This window comes from Vibrio xiamenensis (genome assembly GCF_900100015.1).
Classification (GTDB): Bacteria; Pseudomonadota; Gammaproteobacteria; order Enterobacterales; family Vibrionaceae; genus Vibrio; species Vibrio xiamenensis.
In genome coordinates this window covers 60,981-77,611 of sequence record NZ_FNDD01000029.1, presented here as the reverse complement: position 1 = coordinate 77,611, position 16,631 = coordinate 60,981, and the positions used below count along the sequence as shown (strand labels likewise).

Annotated in this window: 16 protein-coding genes; 4 read left to right on the top strand and 12 right to left on the bottom strand. The window is 49.4% G+C overall.

The genetic code is table 11. From position 1 onward, the window contains the following. Positions 1 to 146: 146 nt before the first annotated feature. From BLS03_RS19535 to BLS03_RS19480, 12 genes are all read right to left on the bottom strand, one after another. Positions 147 to 1,097, bottom strand: a complete 951-nt coding sequence (locus BLS03_RS19535; RefSeq protein ID WP_093278026.1) for an AEC family transporter — start codon at positions 1,095 to 1,097, stop codon at positions 147 to 149. Positions 1,098 to 1,394: 297 nt separating this feature from the next. Next, positions 1,395 to 3,242 (bottom strand): bifunctional sugar phosphate isomerase/epimerase/4-hydroxyphenylpyruvate dioxygenase family protein, encoded by a 1,848-nt coding sequence (locus BLS03_RS19530; RefSeq protein WP_093278024.1) that lies wholly within the window; start codon positions 3,240 to 3,242, stop codon positions 1,395 to 1,397. Between the two features lie 33 nt (positions 3,243 to 3,275). After that, on the bottom strand, positions 3,276 to 4,106 hold the full coding sequence (locus BLS03_RS19525) for a shikimate dehydrogenase family protein (protein WP_245696739.1): 831 nt from the start codon (positions 4,104 to 4,106) through the stop codon (positions 3,276 to 3,278). A 74-nt stretch (positions 4,107 to 4,180) separates the two neighbouring features. Continuing rightward, positions 4,181 to 5,731, bottom strand: a complete 1,551-nt coding sequence (locus tag BLS03_RS19520; protein WP_093278022.1) for a tripartite tricarboxylate transporter permease — start codon at positions 5,729 to 5,731, stop codon at positions 4,181 to 4,183. Continuing rightward, positions 5,728 to 6,246, bottom strand: coding sequence for a tripartite tricarboxylate transporter TctB family protein (locus tag BLS03_RS19515; RefSeq protein WP_093278020.1), 519 nt, complete (start codon positions 6,244 to 6,246; stop codon positions 5,728 to 5,730). Before BLS03_RS19515 ends, BLS03_RS19520 begins: the two co-directional genes overlap by 4 nt. Positions 6,247 to 6,327: 81 nt before the next feature. After that, positions 6,328 to 7,335, bottom strand: coding sequence for a tripartite tricarboxylate transporter substrate binding protein (locus BLS03_RS19510; RefSeq protein WP_093278018.1), 1,008 nt, complete (start codon positions 7,333 to 7,335; stop codon positions 6,328 to 6,330). Positions 7,336 to 7,379: 44 nt separating this feature from the next. Next, positions 7,380 to 8,213, bottom strand: coding sequence for a class III extradiol dioxygenase family protein (locus BLS03_RS19505; protein WP_093278016.1), 834 nt, complete (start codon positions 8,211 to 8,213; stop codon positions 7,380 to 7,382). Between the two features lie 5 nt (positions 8,214 to 8,218). After that, a complete protein-coding gene (locus BLS03_RS19500) occupies positions 8,219 to 8,572 on the bottom strand; it encodes a protocatechuate 4,5-dioxygenase subunit alpha (protein WP_093278014.1) in 354 nt (117 codons plus the stop codon). A gap of 11 nt (positions 8,573 to 8,583) precedes the next feature. Beyond that, complete coding sequence (locus BLS03_RS19495) at positions 8,584 to 9,453, bottom strand: amidohydrolase family protein (RefSeq protein WP_093278012.1); 870 nt, start codon at positions 9,451 to 9,453, stop codon at positions 8,584 to 8,586. Positions 9,454 to 9,570: 117 nt separating this feature from the next. After that, entirely contained in the window at positions 9,571 to 10,644 is a 1,074-nt protein-coding gene (locus BLS03_RS19490) for a 4-oxalomesaconate tautomerase (protein WP_093278010.1), read from the bottom strand. Beyond that, positions 10,637 to 11,317: a 4-carboxy-4-hydroxy-2-oxoadipate aldolase/oxaloacetate decarboxylase gene (locus BLS03_RS19485; RefSeq protein ID WP_093278008.1), complete on the bottom strand. Its 681-nt coding sequence runs from the start codon at positions 11,315 to 11,317 to the stop codon at positions 10,637 to 10,639. The genes BLS03_RS19490 and BLS03_RS19485 overlap by 8 nt, the downstream gene beginning before the upstream one ends. Positions 11,318 to 11,393: 76 nt before the next feature. Continuing rightward, the gene (locus BLS03_RS19480) at positions 11,394 to 12,416 is read right to left on the bottom strand and encodes an amidohydrolase family protein (RefSeq protein ID WP_093278006.1); all 1,023 of its coding nucleotides are present in this window, start codon (positions 12,414 to 12,416) and stop codon (positions 11,394 to 11,396) included. A 158-nt stretch (positions 12,417 to 12,574) separates the two neighbouring features. On the opposite strand from BLS03_RS19480, the gene BLS03_RS19475 reads away from it, so the two are divergent. The 4 genes from BLS03_RS19475 (at position 12,575) to BLS03_RS19460 (ending at position 16,567) form a co-directional block, all read left to right on the top strand. After that, positions 12,575 to 13,795, top strand: coding sequence for a LysR family transcriptional regulator (locus BLS03_RS19475; RefSeq protein ID WP_093278004.1), 1,221 nt, complete (start codon positions 12,575 to 12,577; stop codon positions 13,793 to 13,795). Positions 13,796 to 14,019: 224 nt separating this feature from the next. Further along, a complete protein-coding gene (locus tag BLS03_RS19470; protein WP_093278002.1) occupies positions 14,020 to 14,511 on the top strand; it encodes an NAD(P)-binding domain-containing protein in 492 nt (163 codons plus the stop codon). Positions 14,512 to 14,606: 95 nt separating this feature from the next. Continuing rightward, on the top strand, positions 14,607 to 15,560 hold the full coding sequence (locus BLS03_RS19465; RefSeq protein ID WP_093278000.1) for a Gfo/Idh/MocA family oxidoreductase: 954 nt from the start codon (positions 14,607 to 14,609) through the stop codon (positions 15,558 to 15,560). A 2-nt stretch (positions 15,561 to 15,562) separates the two neighbouring features. Next, positions 15,563 to 16,567 (top strand): aldo/keto reductase, encoded by a 1,005-nt coding sequence (locus tag BLS03_RS19460; protein ID WP_425445119.1) that lies wholly within the window; start codon positions 15,563 to 15,565, stop codon positions 16,565 to 16,567. Positions 16,568 to 16,631: the final 64 nt, after the last annotated feature.

The following is a 16,631-nucleotide window of genomic DNA, read 5'->3' as shown; positions in this document are numbered from 1 at the left end:
GCCCTAAGCCTAATCGGCCTAGGGCGGTGAAAATATCAAAGACCCGATATCCTGTTAATCGCAAGGCAGCTCCGCTTAAGTGAACTACATTGCGCATTATGCGGGCTTTTCATTGCTGTCGTCATCATTGAGAAGCCCACTTGCAGTTAAAATCCTAACCACCAGTGGGCGATGGTGATAATGATTGGAATCGTCACCAAGGATGCAAAGGTAGTAACCAGTTGGGCAGTGGCACAAAACGCTTGGCGACCATAAATTTCACCCACTATGGTGTAAATGCTCAGCATAGGTACGGCGGTAATCACCGTAAGCGTTAAGCCCAGCTCAGGTTGATTAGGAAGCAGCCAACTGACCAATGCGAGCGCTAATAAAGGGTGAATCACTAACTTGCCAAGCGTCGTCCAAATCAGTGGCGGCCAGCGGGTTTGTTTGACGACGACGCTTGCAAGCGATCCGCCAATCACAAATAACGCGACAGAAACCGCTGACGGCGCCAACAGCCCAAGCGTAGTTTCAACGACGCTCGGCAATTTGAGCCCAACAATATTGCCCACCACGCCAACCACAATAGCAATCAGCAGCGGGTTACGTACCACACGCTTACCAACGGCGAGCGCTTTTGCGATTAGGTTGGTTTGCGCCGCCGAAGAGTGATAATCCATCAAAATGAAACACAGTGGCATCACAAACATGTTTTCAACGATCAGCGCCATAGCGAAGCCATTAATTGGCGGCGCGTCCATTAATTGGATAATGATTGGATAACCGATAAACGCGCTGTTGGGCACCACAAATCCCGTCATCATGACAGCGCTATCCAAGTTTGGTTGCTTTGCGACTTTGGTTGCGACAATAAAGCCCAGCGTGATTAAACCAACCGAGGCTGCTAAGTAAGCCAACAAATAACGCAGATTAAAAATTTGTGCCAATTCCAAACTCAAAATGGTTTTAACAATCACCGCTGGCAGCGCTACGTACATGACATAGCGCCCCATTTCACTGATTGCTGTAGCCGAAATCAGCCGCGTTTTCGCGCACACATAACCGACCGCTATTATCAAAAATATTGGAATAACAACGGGTAACACTGTAAGCATACCGATTCCTTGTAAAACGGTTGGTGGTTCGAATCGCACCGATCAAAAAGCGGCATGACGACCTTAGGTCGGCAGTGCCGCTTAATATCAAACCGATCTTACGCCAACATGTTTAGCGAAAATACAAAACACAGGCGCTCAATCGAACAATAAAAGTACAATGCTAGTTATCGCAAATCGCAGCCTAAAGTTCAAAGAAAACCCAGCCAATTCAATAAATAATTTATAAATTGCTCAGTTCAATCCTGTACATCACGTTCTTTAACTCGCCACTTTCACTTACTGTGTCCACTTCGATTATGCAAGCGAAGCCTTTTTCTGCGCTCGCGCTTGCGCAGCTAAGCGAATATGAGCATTGGACTCGCCGTAACCTTGATAGTTGACACGTTGTACCACCTCAAAAAATACGCCGAACTGCTCTTTGGTGTAGAAGTGGAAGAAGTGGCCCTCTTCGTTTTGATCATAAAGTACATTGTACTCTCGCAGTTTGGCGAGTAACTCAGGATCAAGCTGAAAGCGCGCATCAAGGTCGCGGTAGTAATTATCGCTAATTGGGAGTACACACTCGCGGCTAACCTTCTTGACGCTGGCGAAAATATCATCGCAGCTAAACGCTATCTGCTGTACTCCAGCACCTTTAGCTTGGTCTACAAAACGTTGCGCTGCCGAATTACGCGCCGACGAAGCGTTAAACGGCATGCGAATGGTTCCGCTGGCATTTTTCGCCACTCGGCTGGTGACCAAGCCATTGATGTCAGTAAGATCTTGGCTTGGCTCGATATCAAAGCCAAACAACGCTTTAAAGAAGAAGGTCGCCGATAGCATGTCGGTGTCGAGCACAGTTTGGCCAATGTGATCAAAAGCCTGCAAACCAGCGCCTTGATGCTGCTCTTGCTGGCCATTTACTGGCACAAAGTCGACCTCGTAAAACGCCGGATTAGCTTGGCTATCGACAAAATAGATCAGTTGATCTCCAACGCCTTTGATTGCGGGAATATTCAGCTCACCTTCGCCAGCCTGATTGCTAAAGCGCTCACAGTCGTAATGTTTGGAGCGTTTGATCATCTGCGCCACGCTGCTGGTACCAAAACCGATCGCACACACCGATACGCCATGGGATAGATAATAGTGATGAGCCTGACTTTGGGGTTCGTGGTTTAATACTAGATTAATGTTGCCTTGGCGCATCAAGTCGACGTGTTTCGATTTGTGTTTGTGAGTCAATTTAAAACCGAGTTGCTCGAACAGATTCATCAACTTAACGCCATCTTCGCCCTCGATAGCAAACTCGACAAACGCCACGTTGTCCAAACTTGGCGTCGGCAACTCAGCTTGTTTGATCTGTTCGCCGAGCCAAATCAGAGAGCGCATACCGTCGGTGGCTTTTTCCTCTGGGCGTGAGGCGCGAAACTCATCATTAAAAATTTCGTGGGAGATGTAATCGTTATAGCCCTTTTGCTGCAAGCACTGCATAAACTCAATAATGGGCATATCGCCTTGACCAGGAAAGCAGCGAAAATGGCGGCTAAAGTTGAGCACATCCATCTGCAAACTTGGCGCATCGGCCAGTTGTACCAGCGCGATTTTATCGGCCGGAATTTCATCACGCAGCAAATCCAGAGTGTTATTACGCGCATACATATGAAAGGTATCAAGCAAAATACCAAGATTGGCGTGGTCGGCGCGCTTAACGATATCCCAAGCATGGTTGTAATCGTGAACATAACGCCCCCATGCTAGCGCTTCGTAACCAATCATAAACTGCTCTTTTTGTGCGAGTTCCGCCAGTTGATGGAGATCCGCCGCGGCGCGCGCGGGATCATCAATGACATGCGGCGAGACATTCGAACAGATCATCAACCGAGATGTACCAAGCTCATGCATCAGCTCAAACTTCTTTTGTGCTTGATAAAAGTTTTGCTCGCGCCATGGTTCTGGCATGGCTTCAAAATTGCGCAGCGGTTGCAACGCAATGATCTCAAGCCCTAAGCTTTCCGCCAATTGGCGCACTTGCCTTGGGGTGAGCTCCGACTGAGTGAGGTCATTTTCAAAAATTTCTACGCCATCAAAACCAGCTTTGGCTGCGGCGTGAAGCTTTTCCGTCAAAGTGCCTGAAATACTGACTGTCGCAATCCCTGTTTTCATTGCTTTCCCCTTATTCATTAATGCTGCTAACCGCTATTCAGACGCACTGATTTCGCTAACTAAATCGACCGATTCAACGCTCTGGCCAGAGAACCACTCATAGGCATCGATGCCTTGATGAATAAACAGCTCAAAACCACTAATAATTGTCAGTGATTGCTGTTTGGCAAAGGCAATAAACTCGGTCACCACTGGGGTGTAGACCGCATCAAACACCCAGCGCTGACCACCAACTTGTTGGGCGCTAAATGCCGCGCCAGGCGTGGTGTAATGCCCAACCGGAGTGGCGTTGACCAAGCCATCACACTCTTTCGCCACTTGATCAAGTTGCTCACTGCTGACCGCGCTGCACGCGACATTAGCGCGTTGTAAATCCGCCACAAGTGCCTGTAAATTGGGTTGATATTCGTCGTAAATATACAGGTGCTCGACGTTAAGCTCGCCAAGACCAAAGGCAATCGCTCGCCCCACCCCGCCCGCGCCTTTCATCAACACTTTACCCGGCGCACTGTCTGCGCAGAGTTTGCGATAAGCGCGCACAAACCCGCTGCAGTCGGTGTTGGTGCCGGACAGCTCCTCACCATCAATCAACACGGTATTCAGCGCGCCAAGACCGGCGCTGGTGTGAAATTTGTCATGAACAATGTTCCAAGCCCACACTTTATACGGGTGCGTGACATTAACGCCGCGATAGCCCTTTTGCTTAAGTTCGATAAGTAAATCGCGCAGCGCTTGTTCATCGCGAAGCTGGCAATCAAACAGATCGTAGCGAGTCTCAATCGCCAATTTTTTTCCCAACAGTTCGTGAAGCTGCGGCGATTTACTTTTTTGAATATGTTGGCCAATTAATCCTAATTTCATCATAAAACCTCTTACTCATGACGATGTTCAGCCTCACGCCACCAGCCGTACATTGGCTAGGCAGCGTGAATGCTGGCTTATTTAACTGATGATTTCGCTCGGGGCTTGTTTACTTGAGACTTCAGTGATTGTTTGCCGCGACGCTGTTTATACCGCTGCCAAATCGGGGTTTGAGATAGGTACACCAATGCGATAGTGACGAACAAAACAATCGAGATTGGGCTGGTAAATATGCCTTGCAGCAAACCCACCACACTGTCTTGTTCTGCCAGCATGGCGCGGCGCCAGTTTTGATCCATCAAACTGCTAAGAATCACGCCCAGAATCACCGGTGCTATTGGGTATTGATAGAGACGCATAAAATAACCTAAGACGCCAAACGCCACCATCCACCACACATCCGTGATCGAGTTATTGATCGCATAAGCCCCCACCACCGAAAGCACTACAATAAGCGGCATCAATATGCCTTTTGGGCAGCTCACTATCTTGCTGAAAATTTTGATGCCACTGAGGCCAAAAATCAGCACGAACACATTCGCTAACGTCAAATTGCCTACTGTGAACCAAAAGATACTCGGGTTTTCCGCCAGCAATAACGGCCCTGGATTTAAGCCGTGAATAAACAGCGCACCAATAAACACCGCCGTGACCGCATCGCCCGGAATGCCAAGGGTCAGCATCGGGATGTAAGCGCCGCCCACTGCCGCATTATTGGCCGATTCCGGAGCTACCAAGCCTTCTTTAGCACCCTCACCAAACGGAACTTCAGGGTTTTTAGTGCTGCGTTTGGCATAGTCGTAAGCCATTAATGAGGCAATGTCACCGCCCGTACCTGGCAATGCGCCAACCACGACCCCCATCAGCGACGATTTGATGCTCAGCGGCAAATAGCGGCGCACATCCATCCAACTGGGAATAATTTTCGTCAGCTTCTGTTTAATGACGGTTTTGTCGATGTTGTGCAGTTGGCTAAGCACTTCCGATAAGCCAAACATACCGATCATTACCGCCACCGGATTGATGCCATCCCACAAGTCGACCATGCCAAAAGTAAACCGTTCTTGTGCCGTCATCGGGTCGAGCCCCACAGTGCCGACTAAAATACCCAGAGCGCCGGTAAACATGCCTTTTGAGAAACTGCCTTTGGACAGCGAACTGATCAGCATGATGCCAAGCATGCCTATCATCAGGTAATCACGGGGCTGAAATTGAATCGCAAAAGTGCTTACCACTGGCGCGGCAAACGACAACACGAAAATGCCAACAAAGCCGCCAATCACCGACATGATGGTGGTTAAACCAATCGCGCGTCCGGCTTCGCCCTTCTCAGCCAGCGGATAGCCGTCCAGCGCCGTTGCAATGGCCGATGGCGCGCCGGGAATATTAAGCAAAATGGCAGTGCGTGACCCACCGTAAACGCCGCCCATATACACGCCAACCATCAGGCACAGCGCGTTATCCAACTCCCACGGAAAGGTAAACGAAATCAAAATCGACACCGCCATGGTGACGGATAAACCGGGGATCGCACCGATGTAAATACCAAGAAAGGTTCCAAGCGCGGTCAGCAACAGGAGGTTCAGCGACGTCCATGAGGTTAAAAAGTAGCTCAGTGCTTCAATCATTGGCCACCTCCATTAAAAAGCGCGCTCAGCCAAGCCAATACTTCACCTTCCGGCACGACGCCTTCAGGAAGAATCACCAAAAATACTAAGCGGAAAATACAGTAGATACCCACCAATGCGACCAACGCCATCGACAGCGCGCGCCACCAACTCTGACGGTAAAAGATGTACACAGCGGCAGTGAGAAACACCAAGGCGCTGATAATAAAACCGATGCTTTCAAGGCTAAGAGCAAACAGAGCAATAAGGCCCATCATCACCATGACATTGATGGGTAAAATGTGTTTGAAAAAGCCTTTAATCGCCTGAGTCACAGGTCGTTTTTGCCAGCTTTGATAGAAATTTAACGCCGAGAAAAATACCATGATCGCGGTGGCGCTAAGCGGAAAAGCCGCTGGAGAACTGAGGGTATGATGGTCTGTGATGTGATATGCCTGATACAGCAATACCAAACTGACCAAAACCATCAGCGCATTGAACACCAGTTCACCCGGTTTTCTGGATGGATTGTCCATGGTTCTACTCCCTAAATAAACCCTGCGTTATGTTGACCACACAGGCGAACTAAACGTGCCTGTGTGATCAGTTAGGCCAAATTAGTTGCCTATTTTTTTGATTTTGAAGTCTTGTGGAGAGTGCTTGGCGATGCCTGAGTCATAAACAATCCACGACGCGACAGAACGAAAACGCTCAAGGTAGTCATCAGCCTGCTGACCTGAAAGACCGAGGTAAGTAAAACCGCGATTAGTGACTAAGGTTTTGAACTCTTCGCTGCTGGCCGATTGGTTAAACGCTTTTGATAACTTATCAACCGCTTGTTGTGGCGTGCCTTTTTTGACAAAAATGCCAAAGAACGAGCTATAAGGCAGTTGCGCAGCTAAGTCTGGATAGAAATCCGTCACCGGTGGCACATTTGGCAATTCTGGGTGCGCGGTTTTATCCATCAAACCCAAGACTTTAAGCTTGCCAGCGCGAATGTATTCTTTAGCTGGGCCATAGGAAGTTGGCATCACATCGATGGCACTACCAAGCAGCGCGGTCATGCCTGGACCGTCACCGTTGTAAGGAATGTTAGTGACTCGAAACGCCTCTTGACCTTGCAAGATAGCCAGCAGAATCGACGGTAAACCACCAGGCCCAGTTGAACCGACTTTGACCTCATTTGGATGTGACTTGGCGTAGTCGATGAACTCTTTAATGTTGTCGTACGGCGCATCATTACGTGCAACGATGATTGAAATGCCCTGCGCCAAAATAGAGATAGGGATCATATCGCTGTAATCGATGTCCGCCAGCCCCATGACTTTGTACATTTGCGGATTTTCCGCACCCATTAATATTGTGTAACCATCTGATTTACGTGCATTGACATACTTCATCGCAATCGCGCCTACGCCACCACTGCGGTTAGTTAAAATCACATCCGTGCCGAGCACTTTTTCTGCCGCTGGCGTCACTGCGCGCATAATGCTGTCGGTTGCCCCGCCAGCGCCCCACTGAATGATGCCTTGAACATTTTTGCTCGGATACTCAGCAGCGCTTGCCATGACAGGCAGAACGGTCAACGCGGTCAACGCTAAACGCTTGAAGTAATTGTGATACATAGTCTGTTCCTATCTTTATTATTTATAAACGTTATTGGCGAAAACTACTCAAGTAACAGCAATCCGGCTCCAGTATTGGAAATCGGTACATGGTAGTTACTGTGCTTGACGGTTAAACGCGGATTCAGCGCGCCACGCATACCAAGCCACATAATCAGCTCAGGTCCTTGCGAACCGGCCTGTTCAACCAAATCGCGAATCGACAAACGGGTTAACGCTTGTGGCTCGTTAACAATTTTGTCCATGCAATAGAGGTCGAATTCTTTGTTGATAAACCCAGCGCGCTGGCCATCGAGTTGGTGCGACATACCACCGGTGCCAAACACCACGACATTGAGGTCTTTGTCATAACTGCGCACCGCATCGCCAATCGCTTTGCCTAAGTCGTAACAGCGTTTTGGTGAGGGCATCGGATGCTGTTCAACATTGATGCACACCGGAATCACTTTAATGTGGTCGTATTGATTGCCCGGCCACATCAGTTGCATTGGCACCGTCAAACCGTGGTCGACTTTCATCTCTTGGCAGATGGTGATATCAAATTCTTGATCGACCAGTTCATTACAGATGTGCCACGCCATTTCCGACTCTCCATGAATGGGTGGAATCGGCTTGATGCCCCAACCTTCATCAGAATTGAAATACTCTTCGGCAACACCGATAGCAAAAGTCGGCTTGCGATCGATGAAAAACTCCAAGCCGTGGTCGTTATAAAAGATGATCGCCACGTCGGGCTTTTTGTCGCTGAGCCACTCTCGCACCGGCGGATAAGCATCAAAAAAAGGTTTCCAGTACGGGGTTTGTTCAATGCCTTCATCGATAGCTCGACCTATCGCTGGAATGTGTGAAGTGGTAATACCGCCTAAAATCGTCGCCATGCTGCTTATCTCCCTGCGTCGACCAGTTTTTGTTTAAACGCTTCGAGGCTGACGCCGGTTTGCAGCGCGCCAATATCTTGCATATTCATGCCCAGTAAGCCGGCGAATTTGGCTAGATAGTAAATGTTGCCGCCCTCAGCGATTAAGGTCAGTAAGTCGCGATTAAGCACCGCCTGTTTTTGTACTTCGCTGAGCTTAAACTTGTCGCAGTAGGCAGCTTCATCAGCTTTAAACGCATCGCGGGCATAAGCTTCGTTAAACGAAAAACACATCTTGTTAAGGCCATACCCTTTGCGCGCCATATTACCGTCGAAAAATACCGTACCGGCAACCGGCACTTCATTTTTTAAATACGCCATCGTCGCCTCTCCTATTGCCAGTACAAAGTATTGGGATTATCGACCAACAACGCTTGTTGCAACTCAGGTGTCGGGGCGATAAGCGGAATCACATCGACCAAATGTCCATCGTCGGGCATATGGGATTTCATATTTGGATGTGGCCAATCGGTACCCCACAGCACTTGGTTTGGAAAGCGCTCAACTAGGTATTTAGCGAACGGCACCACGTCGGAATAATCCGGCGCAGTTTGTGTCAAACGCTCTGGGCAACTGACTTTAGTCCAGATGTGCGGATTGTCGGCAAGCAACTTGGCAAACTTTTGAAAATCAGGATGTTCGACGCCAAGTGCCACATCCGGACGCCCCATATGATCGATAACGATTTGGGTATCGAGTTCGAGCAAAAACGGCGCGATGTCATCAAAGTCGGCGGCTTCAAAATAGACCACGATGTGCCAACCAAGCGGACGAATTTTCTCGGCGATACGCATAAACACCTCTTTCGGTGTGGTATCAACCAAGCGCTTCACAAAGTTAAACCGCACCGCACGCACACCGAGTTGATGCATTTGCTCAAGCTCTTGCTCGCTAATATCGGCAGACACCACCGCCACACCGCGCGCGTTATCGCCCGCCTCAGCCAGCGCATCGAGCAAGGCTGCGTTATCAGTGCCATGGCAAGAAGCCTGAACAATCACATTACGGATAAAGCCAAGAAAATCACGCAATGCAAACAACTGCTGCTTGGATGCATCACACGGGGTGTACTTACGTTTTGGCGAGTATGGGAATAGCTCGCCGGGGCCAAAAACGTGGCAGTGGGCATCGACTGCGCCAACTGGCACGCGAAACTGAGGTTTGCTCGGCTGCGGGTGAAACGGTAAATAATCTTTATCCATGTTTCAGATCCTCTGGTTTTTGTAATCGTTATTATTGGTTCACGTTTTGGTTGTATTCAGTGTTGACTGTTTCTGGTGTTAACTGAGTTTGTTGCTACATGCATGTGCCGCCCAGCACTAGGTCGAACGACCAAATACCACGCCATCAAACAGCTTGCGCGCAGTGCGCAAAATCGCGGCACTGGTTACGCTCTGATCTTGGTCGGTTTCGACGATCACACTGAGCTCGCCGGTCGGATGTTCCACACTTAAAGTCATGCGTGGGCTGATATTGAGTTCGCAGTATTTGGCGGCTGGCGAACCGGGCAATAAGCACGCCGTGGCAACACTCACCGCGCCAAGGACACCGATAGCATCGTGGCAGCGATGAGGAATAAAAGTGCGCGTGTGCAGCGCGCCGCCATGTCTCGACTTACTGACAATGCTCAACTTCGGCACCGACAGCTCACTGACATCACCCAGATTCATCAAAGGCCCGGCTTTTAAGCGCAGCTTTTCCAGCTTGGCACGCAACGCCGTATCGTCTTCAAGCTGTTGCGGCGTTTCATCGCCTTGAATACCGAGCTGCGCAGCATCCACCACCACCACAGGCATTCCATTATCGATAAGGGTGACGCTCAGACCGTCAATCTCATCCACGCTGTTTCCAGTTGGCAGTAGCGCGCCGCAGCTCGACCCTGCGGTATGTTTGAATTCAATTTCAATCGCGCTCGCCTCGCCGGGGACACCATCAATATGTGCAGCGCCTTGATAACTGACTTGGCGATTGGGGGTCGCCACTTTGCACACCGCGTACTGTCCGGTGTTTTCCATATACACGCGCACTGGCGTAATACCGTCTTGCGCCGCAACCAAACCGCGCTCGATGGCAAATGGCCCGACACCGGCGAGAATGTTGCCGCAGTTTTGTTTATCGGTGACCACAGGACGGTCAACGAACACTTGCAGAAACAGGTAATCGACATCGGCGTCATCGCGACTTGAGGGTTTGACCACCGCCACTTTTGATGTCAGCGGATTGGCCCCACCAAGGCCATCGATTTGTTTGCTATCCGGAGAGCCCATAATTTGCAGCAGCAATGCGTCACGCTCTGATTCATTGCCAGGCAGATCGCAAGCGAGGAAATAGCCACCTTTTGAGGTGCCACCTCGCATCCACATGCACGGCACTTGTGAGCTTGGCTTAGACATATTTCAGCCCTTGCTGCTCTAGACGAGCACGCATCTCGTAGATGTCTAAACCCAATTCGCCGTTGGCCAAACGTACGCGTTTTTGCTCTTCACGTAGCTCTCGCGCTTGCGCTTCTTTTAAAACCCAATGCGCTTCTTCACGGCGCACCACACACACGCCATCATCGTCGGCAACAATCACATCGCCAGGATGAACTAACTCATCGGCGCACACTAAAGGCACGTTCACCGAACCCAATGTCGCTTTGATGGTGCCTTGGGCAAAAATATGCTTTGACCACACCGGAAATTGCATCTGTTTAAGGGTCGCGACATCTCGCACGCCGCCATCGATGATCAGTCCGACCACACCGTGTGCTTGAGCAGACGTCGCCAGCAAGTCACCAAAGAAACCGTGATTCGACGGCGAGGTGGGTGCGAATACCAAAATATCGCCGGCTTGGGCTTGTTCCATCGCCACATGCATCATCCAGTTGTCACCTGCCGCGCCAGAGATGGTCAGCGCCGAACCTGCCACCGCCACATCGCTGTAGATGGGGCGCATGTAATCGGCCAGTAAACCTTTACGGCCTTGCGCCTCATGTACCGTCGCCACGCCACACTTTGCTAATCCGGCGATGGTCTCGACGTCAACTCGCTCAATGTTTTGCACCACAATATGTTGTTCAGTCATTGTTCATTCTCCTTGTCGCTTGCGCGTACTGAGCCTTTATTTATTGAATTGGGCATCTTTTCACTTAACTCGGCGTCTATTTACTTAACTGAGCGTCTAAACGACTAAACACGCGGCGCGCATTGCCAGAAAAAATTTGTTCTTTTTCAGCGGTATTAAGCTTAGTGTTGGCGTCGATGTAGCGTTTAGTGTCATCAAAGTAGTGACCGGTTTCAGGGTCTATGCCGCGCACCGCACCAATCATTTCCGACGCAAACAGAATGTTTTTTACCGGCAGAATATCCAGCAGCAAATCAATGCCTTTTTGGTGATAAACGCAGGTGTCGAAATAGATGTTGTTAAGCACCAGTTCTTCAAGCGGCGCTAGGCCCATATCCTGCGCCATACCGCGAAAACGTCCCCAGTGATATGGCACTGCGCCGCCGCCATGCGGAATAATGATCTTGAGTTCAGGGAAATCTTTAAAGACATCGGACATAAACAGCTGGGAAAATGCCGTGGTATCGGCGCCAAGGTAGTGCGAACTGGTGGTATGGAAGCAGTGGTTACAAGCAGCGCTGACATGAATCATCGCTGGCACATCCAGCTCGACCAGTTTTTCATACAACGGATAAAAACTGCGGTCTGCCAGTGACGCGTCTTGCCAAAATCCGCCCGTGGTGTCTGGGTTGAGGTTACAGCCGATAAAACCCATCTCTTCAACACATCGCACCAACTCGGGAATTGATTTGCTGGGTGTGATACCAGGTGACTGTGGCAACTGCGCAACAGGCGCAAAGTTATTTGGATACAGGTCGCATACACGACGAATCAATTCATTTTGATGTTCCGTCCAGTAACGGCTGGTGTATTCATTGCCGATATGGTGTCCCATCCAACTGGCACGCGGAGAAAAGATGGTCATGTCGGTGCCACGCTCGCGCTGCAGACGCAGTTGGTTGTTCTCAATGCTGTCACGAATTTCATCATCGCTGATGTGGATGGTGCCTTTTTCGCCTTTGAAATTAGGGTCGACCTTCAAAGCGGCTTTTTGTGATTCACGATAATCGCCAACTTGAGGCGGCGTGGTGGTGTAGTGTCCATGACAATCAATAATCATTAATTTGCTCCCTTACTTACCCTACTTGGTCATTGGGTCACTCAATGCGTAGGATCACAGTATTCACAAATTAATAACATTCACCATTTCGTTTTATAACAATGGTATTGGTTTTTGATATAGTCATACCACCTTGAACAATAAATATACGCATAGCTATGGATAAGATTCCTAACCTGCGCCACCTTGTCGCCTTTGTGTCTGTGGTAAAAAATGGCAGCATCAGTAAAGCGTCTGAAAGCATCTTTTTATCCCAGCCAGCCATCACCCAAGCTTTGGCCAAAATTGAGAAGCAGCTCAAAACTGCGCTGTTTGAACGCAAGACCAACGGCATGAATTTGACTCGTGAAGGGGAGCTATTTAGCTTTCGAATCGAACGGGCGCTGGACATTCTAAGCCAAGCTATAAAGAAAAATTATCGCCTCGATAAAAGCGTAGCCAGTACCACAACCCCGAGTTTGTTTGCGGTAACCACCACTCAACTTCGCGCTTTAGTCGCAGTCTCCGAAGCGCAAAATTATTCTGCTGCAGGGCGTAATATCGGCGTTTCACAATCGTCGCTTTATCGAGCATGTAAAGATTTGGAAGAGTATTTGGGGACAGTCTTATTTGAAAAGACCAGCCTAGGTGTCAGCCCAAGTAAGGCAGCGCAAAGCCTGGCGCGCGCAATCAAATTGGCGTTTAATGAAATTCATCAGGGCATCGCTGAAATCGACGCCAACAATAACATCAGCTCTGGCAACATCATTGTCGGCAGTTTACCGCTCGCCCGAACCTGCATTTTACCCAGTGCAATCAATGACTTTACTAGCGACTACCCAGATTTCAACATCAGCGTCATCGACGGTTTGTATGAGGACTTGCTCGACCACCTGCGCCGCGGCGAAATCGATGTACTGGTTGGCGCGCTGCGTTTTCCAACCCCCTCTTACGACGTCCACCAAGAGACACTGTTTTTTACCTCTAACGTTATTTTGGCACGTAAAGGACACCCTTTAACCCAGCACAAAACACCAATTTGCTTAACCGATCTGTGCCAATACGGTTGGGTCATTTCTCGCACCAACACCCCGGGACGAACCATGTTCGAACAACTGTTTACCAGTCAATCCCATCCACTACCGGTGCAAATTATTGAGGCCAGTTCGCAGATGTTGGTGCGCGAAATTTTGGTCGGCAGCGATAAATTAACCATGCTACCCAAGCACCAAGTCCATCGCGAATTGAGCGACGATGTGTTTGAGATCATAGATTTTGACACTCAACAGCAACAACGCGCTATCGGCATCACAATTCGTAAAAGCTGGCAAGGTACGACCGCCCAAGAAGCTTTCATTGCGGCGATTCGAAACATCGGCCTTTCTCTGACTAGCCTATAAGAAAAATAGATAGTCCATCCAATTTAGGCTATTCAAAAATTGAATAGCCGTTACTAAATTTCAATTATGCCCTTTGCTAGCAGTTTGTTAGATTCAGTTATGAAAATAAAAAATTAAACATTTTGTTAACACTTTGATACGTACGTTACTCCATTAGCTGCTTCGTCTAAGTGTTGTTAACTGAGTTAGTTTTATTAACTGATGAACCGATTAAAGGGAACCGTATGACAAAGATATCGCGCTTAGCCTTTATTGGTTTTGGCCAGACAGCGGAAACCTTGCTGCAAGTTGGGTTGAATCGCCCTAACCGCATCATCACCGCGTTTGACCCAAATGTGCTTAGCAAGGAAACGTGTAAAGACCAACTTGAGCGATTTATCCGTTTTGGTGTGCAGGGCTGCTTTTCGGTGCAAGACGCTGTGCACAGCGCGCACTTGATTTTGGTGTCGCCAAACAGCCATGAATTAAGCCAGTGGCTTGAAGAGCTTGGTAAGTGCTTAAAACCAGGGCAGATAGTGGCGGATTTACGCGGCGCTGAAGTCGATAAACAGCGGCTAAAAACCCTGGTCGAAACCCATAACGGCGAGTATTTCGCTGGAGAACTGAGGCTCGCCAACGACATGATTGAAGTGCACAGCGAACAAATCAAATCGCTGGGTGAAATTTTCAAATCGCTGGAACTCACGCCGAATAAAATCGAGTTGGTGGATAAATAATCCATAGCGTCAGTAACCATTTCGGTGAGGCAACCACTTAGTTATAACCATCGCGCTATTGCTAACTTGGCCTCACCCAACCACAAGGATTAATTATGAATATTTGTGTTGTAGGCGCCTCAGGCGCGTTTGGAACCAAACATCTCGAAGCCTTAGCCCAGATCGAAGACATTCAAATTAGCGCACTGGTCGCCAGTGAAGCCGATAAAATCGCCGTACTTGGCGAGCAATACCCGCACGCTTTTATCAGCAACAGCCTTGCCGATGCTCTGCAACGAGACGATGTCGACGCGGTGATTCTGGCGACGCCAACCCATCTACACGCCAGTCAAGCGATGGACTGCCTTGAAGCGGGTAAACACGTGTTGGTCGAAATTCCAATGGCGGATAACATCGATGACGCCAGACGCTTAGTTGAGCTACAAAAACAGACCGGTCTGGTGGCGATGGCTGGGCATACTCGCCGCTTTAACCCAAGCCATCAGTGGATTCACAATAAGATTCAAGCCGGTGAACTGCACATTCAGCAGATGGACGTACAAACCTATTTCTTTCGCCGCACCAATACCAATGCCAAAGGCGAGCCACGAACTTGGACCGACCATTTGCTGTGGCATCATGCCTGTCACACCGTTGATCTATTTCAATACCAAACGGGTGAGCAAGCCAGTCAATTGCAAGCTATGCAAGGGCCGATTCACCCCACACTGGGTATCGCAATGGACATGAGTATCGGGCTGAAAGTGCCGTCTGGCGCGCTGTGCACCCTATCTTTATCGTTCAACAACGACGGTCCGTTTGGCACCTTTTTCCGTTATATCTGTGAAGAAGGCACCTACATCGCCCGTTATGACGATCTGTTTGACGGCTACGACAACCCGGTAGATCTCTCTGGTGTTGCAGTCTCAAATAACGGTATCGAGCTAATCGACCGAGAATTTATTCGCGCTATTCGCGAGCAGCAAGAGCCAAATTCTTCCGTCGCTCAATGCCTAGGTGCAATGGAAACCTTGCATCAACTCGAACAACTGCTCAATCACAACGGGTAACCATGATGATCGCCATAGGCCAACTGCGCAGCCGACAAATTGGGCTTGGCTGCATGAACTTATCTCACGCGTACGGACCTGCAAGCAGCAAAGCTCACGCAGATACGTTACTCAATCGCGCCTTGGATTTGGGTTACGATCACTTCGACACCGCCACTCTATATGGCAATGGTGCCAATGAGTCGCTGCTTGGCGCTTCAATCATGCATCGCCGCAACGAATTTCTGCTCGCCAGTAAATGCGGTATGTATCTGGATAACGATGGTAAAAAACACATCAGCGGCGACCCTGCGCTGATCCGCCGCCAATGCGAGGCCAGTTTGCAACGCCTCAACACCGACGTGATTGACCTCTATTACCTGCATCGCTGGGACAAAACCATCGCGATTGAAGAAACGGTCGGTGAACTGTCACGTTTGGTTGAGGAAGGCAAAATCCGCGAAATCGGCCTATCTGAAGTTTCAGCGGAAACCTTAAAGCGCGCCCATCAAATCCATCCGATTGCCGCGGTGCAATCAGAATACTCGCTTTGGACACGTAATCCGGAAATCGCGCTGGTTGATGCCTGCCGTGAACTGGATGTTACGCTGGTGGCATTTAGCCCACTTGGCCGCGCGATGTTGACGGGTTGCCTAACCAGCACTGAAACGCTAGATAGCAACGACATTCGCCGCGCCATGCCGCGTTTTAGCGACGAACATTTTGCGCACAATCACCAGATTATCCAGCAAATTGCTAAACAGCTCGCACAGTGGAACCAAGTCGATAACTTGAATATGAATCTGGCTCAGTTGGCGCTGAGCTGGCTTAACAGCCAAGACCTCAAGCTGGTTTCCATTCCCGGCACCACTAACCTTGACCATCTGGCCGAGAATCTCGCCGCCGACAATCGCCACTTGCCAAGTGAGATTGCCGCGAAATTGAGCGCAACGCTGAATCAAACTACCGTCAGCGGCGCGCGTTACAACCCGCAAACTCAACTGGAAATTGATAGCGAAGAATTCTAACAGCCTGCAGCCACCATGGACTGCAACATAACGTGAACTATACCAATAACGATAAGTACGGATA